Origin of the sequence: Streptomyces sp. NBC_01384 (genome assembly GCF_045040035.1) — a bacterium.
GTDB lineage: Bacteria > Actinomycetota > Actinomycetes > Streptomycetales > Streptomycetaceae > Streptomyces.
This window is the reverse complement of sequence record NZ_CP109560.1, coordinates 983178-999040: the sequence shown is the minus strand read 5'-3', so window position 1 is coordinate 999040 and position 15863 is coordinate 983178. Positions and strand designations below refer to the sequence as shown.

Here is a 15863-nt window from a genome sequence, read left to right as displayed (position 1 = left end):
AACTGATGAACGCCATGAACCGTTACGCGAACTCCGCCGAGGCGCCCGACTTCGACGCGCCCCGGATCGTGCGCCGCACCCGGCGCAGGCGGGCCGTCGGCATCGGCGCCGTCGCCGCCGCCCTCCTCGTGGCGGGCGGGGGAACCGCTCTGGCCACCTCGGTCGCGGGCGGCTCGCACTCGGCGGCGAGCAGGACGGTCACCAAGAGCGACGCCACCACCCTGCTGTTCGACGACCACGGCGTGACCGTCCCGATCGACTTCTCGCGCCTGGACCTGGTGCTCGCCAAGGAGGCGCTCCTGAAGACGCAGACGAAGCTCGGCACCGTCACCAAGAAGGCCGTCAAGAACTGCAAGCCCGGTTCGGTGGTAGGTGTGGACCCGCACACCCCGAAGATCGTCAAGTCCGGCGACACGGTCAACCTGACCCTGTGCGCCGACTGATCTGAGACGCCATCCGCTTGTCGATCACGTGTATGGCCTGGTCGAACTGGGTTCCTGATCGGGTGATCGCGCGAGGTTTGGCGCATGGCAGCAGGGCTTCTTGGTAGTTCGGGGGTGCGATCCCAACCGAGTACCAGGAGGCCCTGTTGTCGCAGTCTTTCGCGCTCGCGTGCGTGGAGTCCAGCTCGTCGTCCCTGTCGTGTGACTGCCTCGCGCACAGGTTCGGCAACGCGGCAGACCGACCGGAGCGCACCTCGAGCTATGTCTCCGACATCACGGAGGCGGAGTGGCGGGTCGTCCGGGCGGTGCTGCCCGTTCCGGTTGGACGTGGTGCGCTGATGATGCCCGTGGCAGGACCAGGCCGTGCCCAAGCAGAGGGCCGAGGGCGAGATGGCTCCCCCCCAGTGCGCAGTCCGGACGTCACCTCAGCCCAGAAGGGATGTGAACGATGTAACCGGACGCCAAGCTCAGGATAGCCAGCCACTGCAAGTCCGGTCCGGGGAGACGCCAGGGTCCCCGGTAGCTGACTCCGGCGTCACTCGAAAGGGCGGCGTCGAAGTGGAGTGACAAGAGCCCTCTGGCGGCGTGCAACCGGCCAGTCTGCAACATGAAGTGAAGCCTGCAGCGCCTTGTCGATGACGCGGGCGCGAGCTCCAGGACGCGCGGGTCGGCGGCGAGCAGCTGGAGTTCGGTCAGGGCCTCGCCGACGGCGGTGCGCGCTTCGAGCGCGGCCAGCTTCGCGGCTGCCTGCACTGCGCCGGACGCGCCAGCCTCCCTCAGTACGGAGCGCTCGTTCTGCAGGCGGCGCATTGCGGCGAGCCGGGTGAGAAAGCGGACCAACACCTGCCGCAGTTCCGCGCGCTGCTGCGTCTGCTGGGCGTGCCGGTCACGGCACGCGGTCGTCACCGAGACGCTCGCCGCCATCGGAGCCATCGCCCCACGCGTCGACCAGCTCGCCAAGGGCAAGTGGCCCAGCTCACGCCGTCTGCCGCTCGGTTCGCTCCCTCGCTGCTGTTGTCATAGGCGTCGACAAAGAGCGTTCTGGCGATGCGAGTGCGGGGCGGCGGATCCGGATCCGCCGGCGAGTGCCCTGAAAGCCTTCCTGGAGGGCTGCTGCGAGGTCAGGACATTTCTAGTACAAGGCTGTCGAGACTCCCCTCGCACAATGGTGATCAACACGGAGCCCACCGGCGCCCATACATGCAACGGGGAAGAACCACCATGCGACTGTTCCACGCCGCCGCCGCACTCGCCGCCACGTCCGCGCTGGCCCTGACGCTCACCGCCTGCGGGAGCGGCAGCGGCGGCAGCAGCGCCTCGGACAGTCAGTCGTCCGCACCCGTCTCCTCGCCCGCGACCACCGCGTCCAGCGGCACCCCGGCCGAAAACGCGGGTGCCACCAAGGGCACGGGCAGCAGCACGGGCGCCAGTAGTACGGACACCAGCACCGGCAGCACCGGCGCGGGCCGCTGCCACACCGCCGGGCTGGGCTTCTCGTTCGGCTCCGGCGACGGCAAGGTCAGCAGCTCGGACGACCAGCAGCAGCTGGCCGTGGTGCTCATGAACAAGACGTCCGCCGCGTGCACCATCCAGGGCTTCCCCGGGGTCGACCTGAAGTCCTCCGGCGGCAGCTGGTCGCTGACCCGCAGCAGTGCGACGCCCAAGAAGGTCACCCTGGCCGCCGGCAGCAGCACGACGTTCACCATCACCTTCCTGCCGTGGAACCAGGGCAGCGGCACCGAGTTCAAGGCCACCTCGGTCGTCATCACCCCGCCGAACGAGACCACCTCGACCACCCTGACCTGGCCCGGTGGCAGTCTCCTGCTCCAGGACGGCGCCACGCACCCGGGCACCTACACCGGCCCCGCCGGCGGCTGACGGCCCGCACCGGCCCACGAGAGCCCCGTCCGCATCGCGGACGCAGACCCGAGGAGACGGGACCTGCGCGTCAGCGTCGACTCCAGTGGCCGATGCGCCAGGACACGGCGCTTGCCCGCCCCGGCGGAGGGTTCGCGATATCAGGTGCGAGGAGCAGGGAGCGCCGGCGCCGAACCAGCGATGAGAGAGTTCCGCCCCGCGGCCAGCTCCGGCACGTACTTGCACAAGGCCGTACGGGAGACTCCGAGCAGCTTCGCAACGGAAACTGTCGTGGATCGGCCGGAAACACCGCCGTCTGGCTCTACCAGTGGGTACTGGCCCCGTCTGTGAGTTGAGTGTGGCCACGACTCATTGGTGAAGCCAGCGAGCACACCTCTACAGCTCGCCGCCTCGCCAGAGCCGCTCCTGCTCGTTGAGGAGTGTCTCGTCGACGGCGGTGTTCCGGCGGTTTTCGACCCACACCTCGGCGAGTGGCACGAAGACATCGAGTTTGTCGGCAGGGAAGGAACCATCCTCTTCATAGAGGGCGACCAGCGGTGCGGCGGCCGAGTCATCGCGGTCGCAGACTCGGCACAGCACGGCTTCTCTGAAGCCGCTGACGGTGCCGCCCTTGTTGTTGCGCCAGCTGTGGGGATAGCGGGCCAGCAGTATCGTCGGCTGGCTGCAACTGGGGCAAGGTGGTGTCACTTCGACGTTGAGGACGATCTCTTCTAAGTCGTGCGGCTCGCCTGTACTGGCTTCCTCGCTCACGCCACCCCTTGCCACGCCTCCGGGCCAAAGGATCCCTTGATGTCTGAGGCGATGCTAGCGGCGTTCACCAGCGAGGGAAGCTGGTAGACGATGGTTTTCTGCGGGCCGCGCACCGCGAGTTGAACGGGATTCTGGCCGGGGTGGGCACCCATGATGCGTTTGAGTTCGTTGATGCACAGCTCGTTGATGCGGTGATAGGGCAGCCGAAGCTGGACGGGGGCTGCGCCGTCGCGTTCGGCGGAGGTCACGTCGAGGACCTGCAGTTCCTGCCCGAAGATGCTGATGGCGCCGTCGCGGTCGTTGACGCGGCCTTGCACGGTGATGACGCTGTCCTCCACCAGGGCGGCGGCGACCATCTGGTAGGTGGCGGGGAAGAAGAGGACCTCGATCGCTCCGTCACGGTCGGCGAGGTTGACGATGGCCCAGGCGTTGCCTTGTTTGGTCATCTTGGGCTGGACGCTGGTGATCAGGCCGGAGAGGCGGACCACGCCTTCGGTGCGCCCTGAGGCCAGCAGGTCCACGATGGTGGTGTCGCGGTTGTTGGACAGGATGTGCTCGGTGCCGTCCAGCGGGTGCGCGGAGACGTACATGCCGAGCATCTCGCGTTCGATGGACAGTAGTTGCTTGCGGGGCCATTCGTCGTCGCTGACCGGCACGTCCAGGCTGAAGCTGTCGTCGCTGGCTGCATCGCCGAGGCCGGCGAAGAGATCGTCCTGTCCGTAGGCGGCTGCCTTCTTGAGCGGGACGACTGCGTCGATGGCGCTCTCGTGGGCGGCGGACAGTCCCTTGCGGGTGTGTCCGAGGGAGTCGAAGGCGCCGGACCTGATGAGGGATTCCACAGCCCGCTTGTTCAGCGCGGGCAGGTCGACCTTGTCGAGGAAGTCGGAGAACGAAGTGAACTTCCCCTTGGACTTGCGGGCCGCGATGATCGATTCGATGACGTTGTCGCCCACGTTGCGCACTGACAGCAGTCCGAAGCGGACGTCGTCGCCCACGGCCGCGAACTCGGCGAGCGACTCGTTCACATCCGGCGCGAGGACGGTGACGCCGAGCTTGCGGGCATCGGCGAGGTAGATGCCGGCCTTGTCCTTGTCGTCACCGACAGAGGTGAGCAGGGCCGCCATGTACTCGGCGGGGTAGTTGGCCTTGAGGTAGGCGGTCCAGTAGGAGACGAGTCCGTAGCCTGCGGTGTGGGACTTGTTGAACGCGTAGCCGGAGAACGGGAGCATGACGTCCCAGATCGCCTTGATGGACTCCTCCGAGTAGTCGTTGTCGGCCATGCCGTCGTGGAACTTCTGCCACTCGGCGGCCAGCACCTCGGGCTTCTTCTTGCCCATCGCGCGGCGCAGCATGTCGGCGCCACCGAGCGTGTACCCGGCCAAGGTCCGGGCGATGGCCATGATCTGCTCTTGGAAGATGAGCAGGTGGTGGGTGGAGCCCAGGATTGGGTCCAGGACTTCCTTCAGCTCGGGGTGGATCGGGTCCGGGTCCTGCTTGCCGTTCTGCCGCAGCGCGTAGTTGGTGTGCGCGTTGGCGGCCATCGGGCCGGGCCGGTACAGGGCGAGGGCGGCCGCGATGTCTTCGAAGCGGGAGGGCTCCATCAGCTTCAGCAGCGCGCGCATGCCGCCGCCGTCGAGCTGGAACACGCCGAACGTGTCGCCGCGGCCCAGAAGCTCGAAGGTCTTCCTGTCATCCAGCGGGATCACGGTGACGCTGGTGTCGCCGTTGCCCGGGTCGACGGTGGCCAGCTTGACGCCGCGGTTCTCGCGGATGTTCGTCAGCGCGTGGTCGATCACGCCCAGGTTGCGCAGGCCCAGGAAGTCCATCTTGACCAGCCCCATGTTTTCGCAGCTGGGGTAGTCAAAGCCGGTGATCTTGACGCCGTCCTTGGCGCGCATGTGCAGCGGGATGCGCTCGGTCAGCTTCGTCTTGGACAGGATGACCGCGGCCGCGTGCACGCCGGTGCCGCGGGTCAGGCCTTCGACACCCTTGGCGGTGTCGATGACCTTCTTCACCTCCGGCTCGTTCTCGTACATCGTCCGGATTTCGCCGGCCTCGCCGTAGCGCGGGTGCGCGGAGTCGAAGATGCCGTCCAGCGGGATCGACTTGCCCATGATGTCCGGCGGGAGCGCCTTGGTGATGCGCTCGCCGTGCTGGAAGGGGTAGCCGAGGATGCGGGACGAGTCCTTGATCGCGTTCTTGGCTTTGATCTTGCCGAAGGTGTTGACCATGGCGGTGTACTCGTCGCCGTACTTCTCGGTGACGTAGCGGACCATGGCGTCGCGCTGGCGGTCGTCGAAGTCGAGGTCGACATCCGGCGGGTTGATGCGCTCAGGGTTCAAAAAGCGTTCGAAGAGCAGGCCGTGCTCGAGCGGGCACAGCTCGGTGATGCGGGTCGCGTACGCGACGATCGAGCCGGTGGCCGACCCGCGGCCGGGCCCGACCGGGATTTTGTTGTCGCGGGCGTGGCGGCAGATGTCGGCGACCACGAGGAAGTAGGAGGAGAAGCCCATGGGGCCGATGACCGTCATCTCGGTCTCGAAGCGCTCCATGACCTCGGCCGGGATCGGGTCGCCGTAGCGCATGGCCAGGCCCTGGAGGCATTCCTTGCGCAGCCAGGACTCCTGCGTCTCCCCCTCCGGCACGTCCGGGTACTGCGGCATCTCGTCGACGTTCTCGAAGACGGAGTCGTAGGACTCGATGCGCTCGGCGATCAGGAGGGTGTTGTTGCAGGCCTCCGGCAGCTCCGCAAACAGCTCCCGCATCTCGGCGGCGGTCTTGAGGTAATAGCCGCTGCCCTGGAACCGGAACCGCTTCGGGTCGTCCTTGTTCTTGCCCACCCCGATGCACAGCAGGTTGTCATGCGCATCGGCCTGATCCTCGTGCACATAGTGCGCGTCGTTCGTGGCCAGCAGCGGAATGTCCAGATCCTTGGCCAGCCGCAACAGCCCGTCGCGGACGTCCTTCTCGATGGACAGCCCATGGTCCATCAGCTCCAGGAAGTAACTCTCCTTGCCGAAGATGTCCTGGTAGGCGCCAGCGACTTCACGGGCCTCGTCGTACTGGTTCAGCCGCAGCCGCGTCTGGATCGCCCCGGACGGGCAGCCCGTCGTGGCGATGATGCCGACTGCGTGCTCGCTGATCAGCTCCATGTCCATCCGCGGCTTGCCCGCCGGGAACTGACCGGTGTAGCTGGCCTCGGTCGACAGGTAGAAGAGGTTCTTCAGACCCTGGACGTTCTGCGCCCACATCGTCATGTGCGTGAACCGGCCACCGCCGGAGACGTCCTTCGAGCCCTCACCGTCGTCCGACATGGCCCGCTGGCCGCCCGGCCCCCAGAACTCCTGCTTGCGGTTCCGGCGCGAGGACGGCGCGACGTAGGCCTCGATCCCGATGACCGGCTTGACGCCGTCGACACCCTTGGACACCTGATGGAACTCGTACGCACCGAACATGTTGCCGTGGTCGCTCATGGCGACGGCCGGCATGCCCTGACGCTCGACTTCGGCGAACATCGGCTTGAGCTTCTGCGCGCCGTCGAGCATCGAATATTCGGTGTGATTGTGCAGGTGAACAAAGGAATCCGTCACCGGGAGGACACCTCCGGAGCAGTCGCGGGAAGGACTTCACCCTAGCCCCCAAACGATGATCAGATCCGGCCCTGAAACGACCTCAAAGCCCTCTCGGCCAAGCCCTTCCCTGGTGACCTCGCACTCTCCCAGAACGAAGTCGAAACGCTCCTCGGCGTGGCGGCTTATCGCGTGTCGACGGCGATCTTCAGGAGCCCGAGACAGCCCGGAATGCCTCAGCTGGTGCCCGCGCGCGCCCCTCTGAACGACCCCAGCCAGTTCGTCCAGGCCCGGTCCGCGTCGATGAACGCCGACTGGAACGCGTGGGTGTTCACCTCGTGCCACCACGGACTCGGCCGTGCCGGACCGTGCACGCCCTCCGGCAGACCACCGGTTCGCGAGTCTCCCTTGATCTGATTCAGGTGCCTCTGGATCGTCGGCTTCGTCGGCACGGATACCCGCACCTTCTTGCGGGCCTCCGCCTCCGACATCCCCTGCCCCGTCAGCTCCTGGACCTGGCGCCGCCACTCCTTGTGCGCGGCCGCCTTCATGCCCAGAGCGTGGTTGAACGCCCAGCGAGCCGCACCCGCATGCCGGACAAGCACCGCCGTCTGTGCCGCAGTGGGGTCAAGCGCGAAGCGAAATGCCCGCAGTACGTCATGCTGCACCCCGCCCCCTCCAACTCGGGTCGTCCTTGATGGCGTTGAGAACTGTAGGTGTTGGGCGGTGCGCTCGCGGGCCGTGTCCGCGGCCTGTTCGGCGGCGGTGACCGCGACCGGCCTGTCGGGGTACCGGCGGTGCTGGCGGCGGCCTTGCTCGGTGGCGTACGCCCGCCGTGCTTCGGCCTCCGCCTCCGGCGTGCGCGCCAGCATCGCAAGCGCCGCCCGCCGGTACTCCGGAAGCGCGGCCTGGACGGCCTGCAAGGCGTTGAACGCCAGGCACGTGTCCACGCGCTGCTGGTCGGCCTCGATCTCCGCTGGGTCCATCAGCTGCAGGAACCGTTCCTGTGCGGCCGCCGCGTCCCGCTCCAGCGAGGCCCTCACGTCGGCGGCCACCGCCTGGACGTCGTCGGCGTCCCTCAAGTCGGCCGACCACACGGCCGCGATCAACCCCGCCTCAGCGGCTAGGCGGCGCGTTTCCCGCCGGTAGCCGCATGCCTCGCACAGCCCACTGGAGTGCTGCGCGCCGCAGTCCGCGCACGGCTCGGCCTGCAGGAGGGCTTCGGCGACGGCCGCGAACTTGTGCTCGGTCTGGACACGGGCCTCCGCCGCAGCGCAGGCGGCCTGGCGGCGCTCAGCCTTCGCATGCCGGATCGCAGCGTCCTCGGCCTCGATCACCGCCCGTCGGCGCAGCCCGCCCTCGATGGCAGCCCGGCGTCCGGCGAGGGCGGCGCCCGGCATCCGCTCATCGACCTCAGCCGTGATCTGCGACCGCCATGCCCTTCGGACCTGGACCACGTCTTCGCACCTCGGGCAGTTGCTGCCGGTGTCCAGGCGGATCCCGTCATCACACCGCGGATCCGGGCAGGCCTGCCGGTGGACCATGCCGCGACCGAGCAGCCAGCCCATTGGCTCGCGCACCAGGGCCCCGCCACCGGCTTCTTCCAGCCGGTCGGTAAGACGGTCGGCCAGCTTCGCCAAACAAGCACAGGCTCGGCTCCTCCTTGGCCCGCCCCAACGGAGCGGGGGTTAAATGACGACGCTGCAGGCTTCACTTCATGTTGCGGACTCGTCGGTTGCACGCCCCCGAGGGGCGCTTGTCACTCCACTTCGACACCACCATTTCGAGTGACGCCGGGAGCCAGCTACCGGGGACCCTGGCGTCTCCCCGGACCGGACTTGCACCGGCTGGCCATCCTGAGCTTGACGTCCGGTTACATCGTTCACATCCCTTCTGAGCTGCGGTGACGCCCGGACTGCTGGACGTACGCTTGTCGTTTATCGTCTGGCCTCGAACGTGTTTCACACGTGAGTGGGGTTTGCCCAGATCAGGGCACGTGGGAACGGCCTTCCGCTGATGCTGTGCTCCGTCACAGATACACCGTTCAGCAGGAAGGCCGTGGGGATGAGTCTGCCGTGTGTGGATATCCTGCAGGATGCACTTGGGCAACTGTCATGCTTCCGGGCGGACTTCTACGACTGCTTGACCGGGCGGGCAGATGCACTGTTCGAGCTGACCGACGCCTTGCTGTGCACGGACGGGCCGGTGAAGACACTGGTCGGTCTTGCTCTTGCGCCCGAACACCGGCGCGGGCACAGCGCGTTGTACGGCGGTCTCAACCACGGTCGCATCGAGATCGCCCGGCTGCGGCGAGTGCTGGCGTCAGTGGCGTTGCCGCGGGCGGCCGACGGCCGTCTGGTCCTGGCCGTGGACGTCTCGCCGTGGCTGCGGCCAGACGCCGCCACCAGCGATGCCCGCTCGTTCTGTCACACCCAGGTCGTACAGATGCAAGGAGTCGCCAGGTACGGACCGGCGCAACAGCACCGAGACGATCTCGACGAGCTGCTCAGACCGATCCTTGTCCGTGATGGCAGTCCTTGCGCAACTGGCCGTACTCGACCAGCAACGCCCGTTCGCGCTCCACAGCGTTACCCCCCTCGGCCGGGCGCAGGCCTCGCGCCCGCACAGCTCGCCGTCCCTCACTCGTGAGCCTGCGGCCGGTGATGCGCCTGCCAGGCACGACACAGAGCGCTGAACGCCCCTGGCGGCGTGCGGGTCAGCCGCCCTGACCGGCGCTTCCGACCGGGCCGATCTTCACCGGGGAGCCGGAGCCGTCCGTGACGGGCAGCGTGGCGGCGCCCGGCCAGTTGAGGGTGACCGACTTCGTCTCGTCCGGCGGAGTCACCACCAGCCCGGTGACGCGGACGCCGGAGCCGCCCGACTTGTTGAACGGGTAGTTGACGGGGAAGTACGTCGACTTCCCGTTCTTGAGGATGGCCGAGCCGGCCTGCTGGCCGGTGCGCTTCGCGGACAGCGATCCCGCGCTGGTCTTCAGGTCGACGCCCGCGTACCCGGAGATCGTGCAGTCCCGGCCACTGCGGTTCGTCAGTTCGACCACGACGGTGCCGTCGGGGTCGCCGTCGATGGTGTTGTCCTTCGCCGTGATCTCCAACTCGTCGGTGCGGCACTTGCCGACCTTGGCGTTCGCGTTGGAGCCGGTCCCGGCAGCCGTACCCGTCCCGCCGGAGCTCGTTGCGCCGGAGTTCGTCGCGGAGCTCGTCCCGGCGGAGTCCTTCGCGCCGCCCTGGTCCGAACTGCCCGAGTCCGAACCGCCGCCCGAGGACGACGCGGTGGCCCCGGACGACACGGTGGACGCGGACGACGGGTCACTCTGTCCCGTGCCGGCGTCGTCGTTCTGGCAGGCCGTGAGCGAGAGACCGGCGGCGACGGCCAGGGCGGCGAAAGTGAGCTTGTGAACGCGCATCGATTCTTCCTCAGTATCGGTTGGCAGTGTCGGCCGCTCGATACGGGTCGGTACGAGCGAGCGTTTCCGACCAACAGGACCGGCCCGGCCCGGTGGACCGTTCCATACAGTCACCTCATAAGACATCCCTGTTACACGCGCAGCCAGGCACAACGCGCGCCATCACCGGGCAGACCGCGCCGGGACGCGCCGCCGGCCAGCCGGGACGGCGGTTCCCGCCACCGTCGCGCACCCGTTCGCAGCCGCCGCCCGTTGGGACAGACCCGTAACCCGACGGACCACAACCGATCGCCTGCCCTCCTCATCCCGCTCCGCTCGCTCACGGGAGCAGCCGCCCGGCCGCACCGCCCGGTCCGCGAGGCCAGGTTTCCAGCACATCGAAGGCACGCATCGACTCGCCTCGTCTGCCACGATTTCCGCGGTCTCGGGGCTGGCCCGCCCACCGAGGGTGAGGTCCTGGATCGGCCGGAACAGCACCCGGTGCACGGCCGCGACGAGCGCCGCCGCCATACGCGGGGTGACGCCGCCCGCCGCACCGGTCGCTTCGGCGAGCACCTCCGCGAAGACCTCTTCGCACCATTCGTGCGGGCCCCGCGGACAGGCGGAGAACGTCGGGCTCTCGTCGATCATCCGGGAGAACTCCGGGCCCGCGAATCCGGCGATCGGCCCCGGCGACGACGGCCTCGAAGGCGCCGCGCAGCACGGGCGGGTGCCGACTCCCTCACCGCGCACCCGGCCGCGATCCCAGCCAGGCTCCCGACGAACGCCTCCCGGCGGTCCAGCACCAAGTCCTCTTTGCGGCCACCGCAGTTGGCCACGGTCGCCCGATGAGTCACTCCACTATGGCCCAGAGCCGAACCCTCGGCCTCAAGGTCCACGCTGAGGCGCTCGCCAGCCTCTTGTCCATGAGGGCTGATCCCCACATACCCCCGACGTGCTCTCCGCGCCGACGCCAGGGCACACCCGGCAAGATCCGCCGGACAGGCCCTACACCTCGTTGAAGCCGCGCGACGCGTCGTAGATGTCCGTCTCGATGACGACCACGAAGAAGCTCGTCACGACGTAGTGGACCATTACCTGGTCTTCCCAGGCCGAGCGCGTCACGGCGTCGGTCGTGTAGGCAAGGTGACTGTCGGCGCCTTCAGGCTCAGCTGCGATCCTGTCGACGAGACGCAGGAACTTCTCCCGATCTGCGGCCGGCATGTAGTCACGGAACCGCGCAACCTGCTCGGTGAACTGCACGCGTCTCTTCATCGCGGCAGGATTATATGGACATGGCGAAGGCCCCTGCCGGGAATATCGGCCGGAGCCTGCTCCCTTGCAGGTAGCTCAGGCAGCGGTTCCCTCTCGGGTGTCGGAGACGAGGCCAGATTGTCGAACTCCAGGACGTTGCGGCAGTCGCCGCACCTGTACTCGATGCCGCCGCCGTCGGTGATCTCCAACTGAGCACGTCTGTCTGTACTTGGTTGAGCACTCTCAAGTACGCCGATGATGTCGCCGCTGAAGCGCAAGTTGGTTCCAGCAGGCGGTGCGCTCGGCGACACACTTGCCTTTACGGCCGCGTGCTTACTCACGGCCGCGTGCTTACTCACGGCCGCGTGCTTACTCACGGCCGGGCGCTTGCTGCTGACGGGGGCTTGCTGCTGACGGGGGCGGACTCGTGAGCCGTGCAGGCGCCGGCCGCTCCCAGTGCCATCACAACGCCGACGATCATCTTCTTGCCAGCCATATGGGTTCTGCCGCTTTGCACAGTCGTCATAGTGGTCCACCAGCGTCGGTTCGAAGGCCGTCTTTCATATCCCGAACACGACGCCGATCCGCCGCACGGATATGGCGCGGGCGGTCTCGCGCAGCAGGCCGACGGCGGCCGGTACGACGTCCTCGCCGATCTCATCCGGGGCGCAGCGGGCCCGCTGGACCAAGGCCGCGAGCCGGGTCGCCGGGCTCTGGGCCGGGTCGGCGGCGAGCCCGGCGAGCCAGTCCATCACCTGTTGCGAGGCCGCCGGCAGGCGCAGTGCCAGGGTGGCCGCCGCCTCCACGATCCGCAGCCGCGCCGCGATGCCGCTCTCGGCGGCCAGCCGCTCGCGCAGCACCGCGGCGGCCCGGTCGGCGTCGTCGAGGAAAAGCCCGAGCCCGGGAACCGCGGCCAGACGCACGTCCGGGTCGGGGTCGCGGGCGAGTTCGGCGAACTCCACACCCCGCTCGCGCAGGAAGGCGACGACCTGCGCGCAGCCCATCGGCGGGTAGTACTCGATCTCGGTGCCGTCGTCCTCGAAGCCCCGGTCGAGGGACTCCCGGCCGATGCTGACCAGCAGCGCGACGACGGCGGCCCGGTCGGGCGCGGCGCCGTTGGCGGCCAGCTCGAACAGGAAGGGCAAGCTGGCTGCCGTGGGCGGGTACACGCTGCCCTGGTGGTGGACCGCGCCGTAGAAGCGGTCGAGGGCCTTGTGGCGTTCCCCGGCGTCCGGGGAGCGCAGCGCCGTCAGCAGCGCCGGTACCTCCTCGGCCGAGCCGTACGCGTGCTCCAACGAGGCTCAGTTATCGGCAAGGGAAGCGGTCGACGAGGTTCATGTGTCGGTGCGGGCCTGGCCGTGGTCGGCGTGGCGGGCGCTGAGGGCCAGAGTGCCTTCGCCTTGCGTGCGGCGTTCGTCTCAATGCGGGTGCGGACCGCCGTGGGGCGCGCGATCCGGGATCCTGGTCGGCCGGGGGTGCGGCCGTGTTGCTGTGTCGGCAGGCGCCGGCGTTCCGGAGTAGGGCGGCTCGGGCCGCGTCAGCTGTGGTTCAGGGACCACACGACCTGGTCCTCGTGCCAGCGGGCGGCGCTGACACCGTGCCACGAGGCCGCTTCGTCGACCTGGTCCTCGTGCCAGCGGGCGGCACTGACGCCGCGCCACGAGGCCGCTTCGCCCTCGTGGTCCGCAGCCCGTACGTAGCGCACAGTGTCCTGCCCACGGTGGTCCTCGCGGCGGTCGTCGTCCGTGTGGCGGCCGACTTGCTCGCTGCTGGTCGCGGAGGTGGCGGACACGTACTGCGTGTGCTGCACGGGCACCGACGTCGTGGCTGCCGACGCCGAGCCGCCGGCTCCGAGAAGGGCTCCGCCGGCCAGTGCCGTGGAGGCGAGTGCGATCGAGACGCGCTTGGTCATGCTGTTCATGGTCATTTCCCTTGCGAGACTGCCGCGGTTTCGCCGAACTGGCGGCCGCCGCTTCTATGTGAACCGAGATCCGGAAATCCCGGGTCAGTCGGCTTGCCGCAAGGTCATCCGGAGGGGTGCCTCACGTTCGGCTCTGCCACCGTACCCGAGGGGTGCCTCATGTTTGCGGTGAGGCTCATCACGTCGGAGGGGCGAGATTGCGATCGGAAACATGACAACAACCGAATTCGAGGGGGGCCTCATGTTACGCTCGAGCCATGAGCCACCAGCACGCCCCGTCCGCGAGGGAGACACCGGCGAAACCCCTGCGCCGTGACGCACAGCGCAACAGGGACGCGATCGTGACCGCCGCCCGCACGGCCTTCTCCGAGCAGGGCCTCGGGGCGTCCCTGGAGGGCGTCGCCCGCGAGGCCGGCGTCGCGATCGGCACGCTCTACCGCCACTTCCCCACCCGGCTCGACCTGGTCGAAACACTCTTCAACGCGAAGTACACGGAACTGCTCACCGCCGCGGAAGAAGCCGCGGCCATGGACGACGCCTGGGAGGGGTTCTGCCGCTACCTGGAGAAACTCTGCAAGCTGCAGGCCTGCGACCGCGCCTTCAACGACCTGGTCTCGGCACGGCTGCCCCTTCACGTGGCCGGCCGCGAGATGTACGAACGCACCAAGGAACTCTGCATCCAGATCATGCGCAACGCCCAGGAACAGGGCGTCCTGCGCGGCGACGTCACCGCGCAGGACATCGCCTTCGTGATCTGGTCCCAGGCCGGGATCATCCAGGCCACACGCACCATCGCCCCCCAAGCCTGGCGCCGCCACCTCCACCTGATGCTCGACGCCTTCCGCACCGAGGGCGCCCACGAACTGCCCGAACCTCCTCTGACCAGCCAGCAGGTCGACCAGACCCTCGTCACTCTCGAGTGCACCGAAGAGGACTGCCGCGAGCAGTCCTAACCACAGGAGAGACGAGGCCGCGGACAACAGCTGCGCATCACACCGGACCGGCGCCACACCGGATCGGTACCTCGGCCGACCGGCCGGGAAGACCCCGGACAGCACTCCGGGCGGCAGGACCACGGGCCGTCCGACCGCCGTCTTCCGGCTGCCCCGGCCCGTGCTGTCACACGCCGCCCGCACCTCACAGGGCATCCGCAGACGCCGGTGGCTGAGGGCGCCTTCGCCGTTCATGCCCCGGCGTGTGGTCCGCTGGATCATGACCGCCCCCGACCGGCTCCCGGAAGCCGACGCTGCAGAGCTCAAGGAGATCCGCACCGGCTGTCCGCACCTGGACCTCACCGTCAGGCACGTCCGCGACTTCGCCGCGATGATGCGCAACCAGAACGCCGAGGCCCTCCCCGCCTGGATGGACCGGGTCAGGGCCGACGACCTGCCCGCCCTGCACTCGCTGGTCAACGGCTTCCATCGCCACCTCGGCGCCGTCACTGCCGCCTCCGCCACCCCCTGGAGCTCGGGCCAGGTCGAAGGTCACGTCACGAGAGCCAAGCTCCTCAAGCGCACGGGCTTCGGTCGCGCGCACCTCCCGCTTCTCCGCAAACGCGTCCTTCACAGCCCATGACCGCGCATCGGTTACAAGATCTCCGACAGCGCCCGTTTCCCCATGGGGACGACGGCCGCCGACGGTGACCACAGACCCGGTTTCCACGCTCCTGCTCGGCGTCGGCCTCACAGATACCGCGGCGTGCTGAAACCGGTGAGATCATCCGTTCGCCCACCTCGCCGCCACAGCAACACGCTGAGCGCGACGAACCAGACGAAGCCGAGGAAGCGACCGACCGGGACGAAGACCGAGCCGCCCTCGGCGACGAGCGAGCTCATCGACAATACGCCGGCCACCCCGATCGCCATGCCGCTCCACGTGACCCAGGCGGGCAAGGCGTGGCTGGCGCGTCCCGTCGCGGCGACCAGGAAGACCGCCACGCCAAGGGCGGCGATGGCCGGGCCGGCACCGGTGATGAAGGACAGGTCCGAGACGGCCCGATACGTGGACAGCTCCGCCTTGGAGCTGATCTGAGCCAGAACCCAGCTGGTGCTGGCGGAGAGCAGGAGGAGAGCTCCGGCGACGGTGGCCAGCGCGCGGACCATGCCCGCCCGGGCGTCGCTGCCGTACCTGCGGACGAACGCTGTCAGACAGGGGACGAACGCCAGCAGCGCGAGGGCAGACAGCCCCTGGAGCAGGCCGAGGATGCGGAAGAGGTTCTCCAGAGTGGCTGGATCCTTCAGCCGATACGCCTGTACTTCGACGTCGCTGGAGTACGGCGTTACCGTGCCGGACGGGCCCAGCGCCCCGGCGATGACGAGACTGGCCACGAAGAACAGGACGTACAGCACGCCGGTCAGAGCGCCAAGGTCCCGACGCTGGGCGCTCGTGCGGGTGAGCGTGGCGGTGGTCACGGAGGCGACCCTCCTGAGGTAAGTGGTGACGGCGGAGCGGAAGTCCCGGCCCCGCTGTCTTCACCATCACAGAGCGGCTCCTGCGGGACGTCCCGCGCAGGAAGGCCGTATGCGTACTCCCGGTGGCGTACAGATCCATCCGCTGAACTGCTGGAGGTGCAGACCGTACTCGCGTCGGAGCAGCGGGAGTTACTTCCACCGACGGACGCCCTGGACGGTCAGAAGGGAGAGCCT

14 protein-coding genes and 1 pseudogene are annotated in these 15863 nt (G+C 68.4%); 6 read left to right on the top strand and 9 right to left on the bottom strand.

The genetic code is table 11. From position 1 onward, the window contains the following. Positions 1 to 5: 5 nt before the first annotated feature. Positions 6 to 443 (top strand): hypothetical protein, encoded by a 438-nt coding sequence (locus tag OG747_RS52145; protein ID WP_405886453.1) that lies wholly within the window; start codon positions 6 to 8, stop codon positions 441 to 443. Positions 444 to 863: 420 nt separating this feature from the next. Here OG747_RS52145 and OG747_RS52140 read toward each other — a convergent pair whose 3' ends face one another. Next, entirely contained in the window at positions 864 to 1367 is a 504-nt protein-coding gene (locus tag OG747_RS52140) for a hypothetical protein (RefSeq protein ID WP_405886452.1), read from the bottom strand. Between the two features lie 297 nt (positions 1368 to 1664). Here OG747_RS52140 and OG747_RS52135 point away from each other — a divergent pair, with 297 nt between their 5' ends. Continuing rightward, complete coding sequence (locus OG747_RS52135; RefSeq protein WP_405886451.1) at positions 1665 to 2321, top strand: DUF4232 domain-containing protein; 657 nt, start codon at positions 1665 to 1667, stop codon at positions 2319 to 2321. A gap of 375 nt (positions 2322 to 2696) precedes the next feature. Here the strand turns inward: OG747_RS52135 and OG747_RS52130 are convergent, their stop codons facing one another. The 3 genes from OG747_RS52130 to OG747_RS52120 all read right to left on the bottom strand — a co-directional run bounded on the left by OG747_RS52130 (position 2697) and on the right by OG747_RS52120 (position 8280). Further along, complete coding sequence (locus OG747_RS52130) at positions 2697 to 3071, bottom strand: DUF6300 family protein (protein ID WP_331743016.1); 375 nt, start codon at positions 3069 to 3071, stop codon at positions 2697 to 2699. After that, positions 3068 to 6661, bottom strand: a complete 3594-nt coding sequence (gene dnaE, locus OG747_RS52125) for a DNA polymerase III subunit alpha (protein WP_331765242.1) — start codon at positions 6659 to 6661, stop codon at positions 3068 to 3070. The genes OG747_RS52130 and dnaE overlap by 4 nt, the downstream gene beginning before the upstream one ends. 215 nt (positions 6662 to 6876) lie before the next feature. After that, positions 6877 to 8280, bottom strand: coding sequence for a helix-turn-helix domain-containing protein (locus OG747_RS52120; RefSeq protein ID WP_331743023.1), 1404 nt, complete (start codon positions 8278 to 8280; stop codon positions 6877 to 6879). A gap of 424 nt (positions 8281 to 8704) precedes the next feature. Between OG747_RS52120 and OG747_RS52115 the strand changes: the two genes are divergently transcribed. Beyond that, entirely contained in the window at positions 8705 to 9289 is a 585-nt protein-coding gene (locus tag OG747_RS52115; RefSeq protein WP_405886449.1) for a transposase, read from the top strand. 67 nt (positions 9290 to 9356) lie between these two features. On the opposite strand, the gene OG747_RS52110 is transcribed toward OG747_RS52115, so the two are convergent. From OG747_RS52110 to OG747_RS52100, 3 genes are all read right to left on the bottom strand, one after another. Then, positions 9357 to 10064: a DUF4232 domain-containing protein gene (locus OG747_RS52110; RefSeq protein ID WP_331743026.1), complete on the bottom strand. Its 708-nt coding sequence runs from the start codon at positions 10062 to 10064 to the stop codon at positions 9357 to 9359. A gap of 987 nt (positions 10065 to 11051) precedes the next feature. Further along, entirely contained in the window at positions 11052 to 11306 is a 255-nt protein-coding gene (locus OG747_RS52105; RefSeq protein WP_331765241.1) for a hypothetical protein, read from the bottom strand. A gap of 551 nt (positions 11307 to 11857) precedes the next feature. Beyond that, positions 11858 to 12592 carry a hypothetical protein gene (locus tag OG747_RS52100; protein WP_331743035.1) on the bottom strand — a complete coding sequence of 245 codons (735 nt, stop codon included), beginning with the start codon at positions 12590 to 12592 and terminating at the stop codon, positions 11858 to 11860. On the opposite strand from OG747_RS52100, the pseudogene OG747_RS52095 reads away from it, so the two are divergent. After that, positions 12476 to 12793: pseudogene (locus OG747_RS52095) on the top strand (DUF6207 family protein); the annotation flags it as partial. The gene OG747_RS52100 and the pseudogene OG747_RS52095 sit on opposite strands and share 117 nt — an antisense overlap. A 41-nt stretch (positions 12794 to 12834) precedes the next feature. Here OG747_RS52095 and OG747_RS52090 read toward each other — a convergent pair. Beyond that, entirely contained in the window at positions 12835 to 13218 is a 384-nt protein-coding gene (locus tag OG747_RS52090) for a hypothetical protein (RefSeq protein WP_331743038.1), read from the bottom strand. A 257-nt stretch (positions 13219 to 13475) separates the two neighbouring features. Here OG747_RS52090 and OG747_RS52085 point away from each other — a divergent pair, with 257 nt between their 5' ends. Together OG747_RS52085 and OG747_RS52080 are read left to right on the top strand one after the other, a co-directional pair. Beyond that, entirely contained in the window at positions 13476 to 14171 is a 696-nt protein-coding gene (locus OG747_RS52085; protein ID WP_331743041.1) for a TetR/AcrR family transcriptional regulator, read from the top strand. Between the two features lie 232 nt (positions 14172 to 14403). Beyond that, on the top strand, positions 14404 to 14793 hold the full coding sequence (locus OG747_RS52080) for a transposase (protein WP_331765412.1): 390 nt from the start codon (positions 14404 to 14406) through the stop codon (positions 14791 to 14793). 107 nt (positions 14794 to 14900) lie between these two features. Here OG747_RS52080 and OG747_RS52075 read toward each other — a convergent pair whose 3' ends face one another. After that, a complete protein-coding gene (locus tag OG747_RS52075) occupies positions 14901 to 15629 on the bottom strand; it encodes a hypothetical protein (protein ID WP_331765239.1) in 729 nt (242 codons plus the stop codon). Between the last annotated feature and the right edge of the window lie 234 nt (positions 15630 to 15863).

Bases quoted from the DNA above. Each gene is read 5' to 3' on its own strand.
- OG747_RS52080 (WP_331765412.1), top strand. From the start codon at position 14,404: ATGCCCCGGCGTGTGGTCCGCTGGATCATGACCGCCCCCGACCGGCTC.
- OG747_RS52140 (WP_405886452.1), bottom strand. From the start codon at position 1,367: ATGGCGGCGAGCGTCTCGGTGACGACCGCGTGCCGTGACCGGCACGCC.
- OG747_RS52090 (WP_331743038.1), bottom strand. From the start codon at position 13,218: ATGAACAGCATGACCAAGCGCGTCTCGATCGCACTCGCCTCCACGGCA.
- OG747_RS52085 (WP_331743041.1), top strand. From the start codon at position 13,476: ATGAGCCACCAGCACGCCCCGTCCGCGAGGGAGACACCGGCGAAACCC.
- OG747_RS52115 (WP_405886449.1), top strand. From the start codon at position 8,705: ATGAGTCTGCCGTGTGTGGATATCCTGCAGGATGCACTTGGGCAACTG.
- OG747_RS52110 (WP_331743026.1), bottom strand. From the start codon at position 10,064: ATGCGCGTTCACAAGCTCACTTTCGCCGCCCTGGCCGTCGCCGCCGGT.
- OG747_RS52145 (WP_405886453.1), top strand. From the start codon at position 6: ATGAACGCCATGAACCGTTACGCGAACTCCGCCGAGGCGCCCGACTTC.
- OG747_RS52135 (WP_405886451.1), top strand. From the start codon at position 1,665: ATGCGACTGTTCCACGCCGCCGCCGCACTCGCCGCCACGTCCGCGCTG.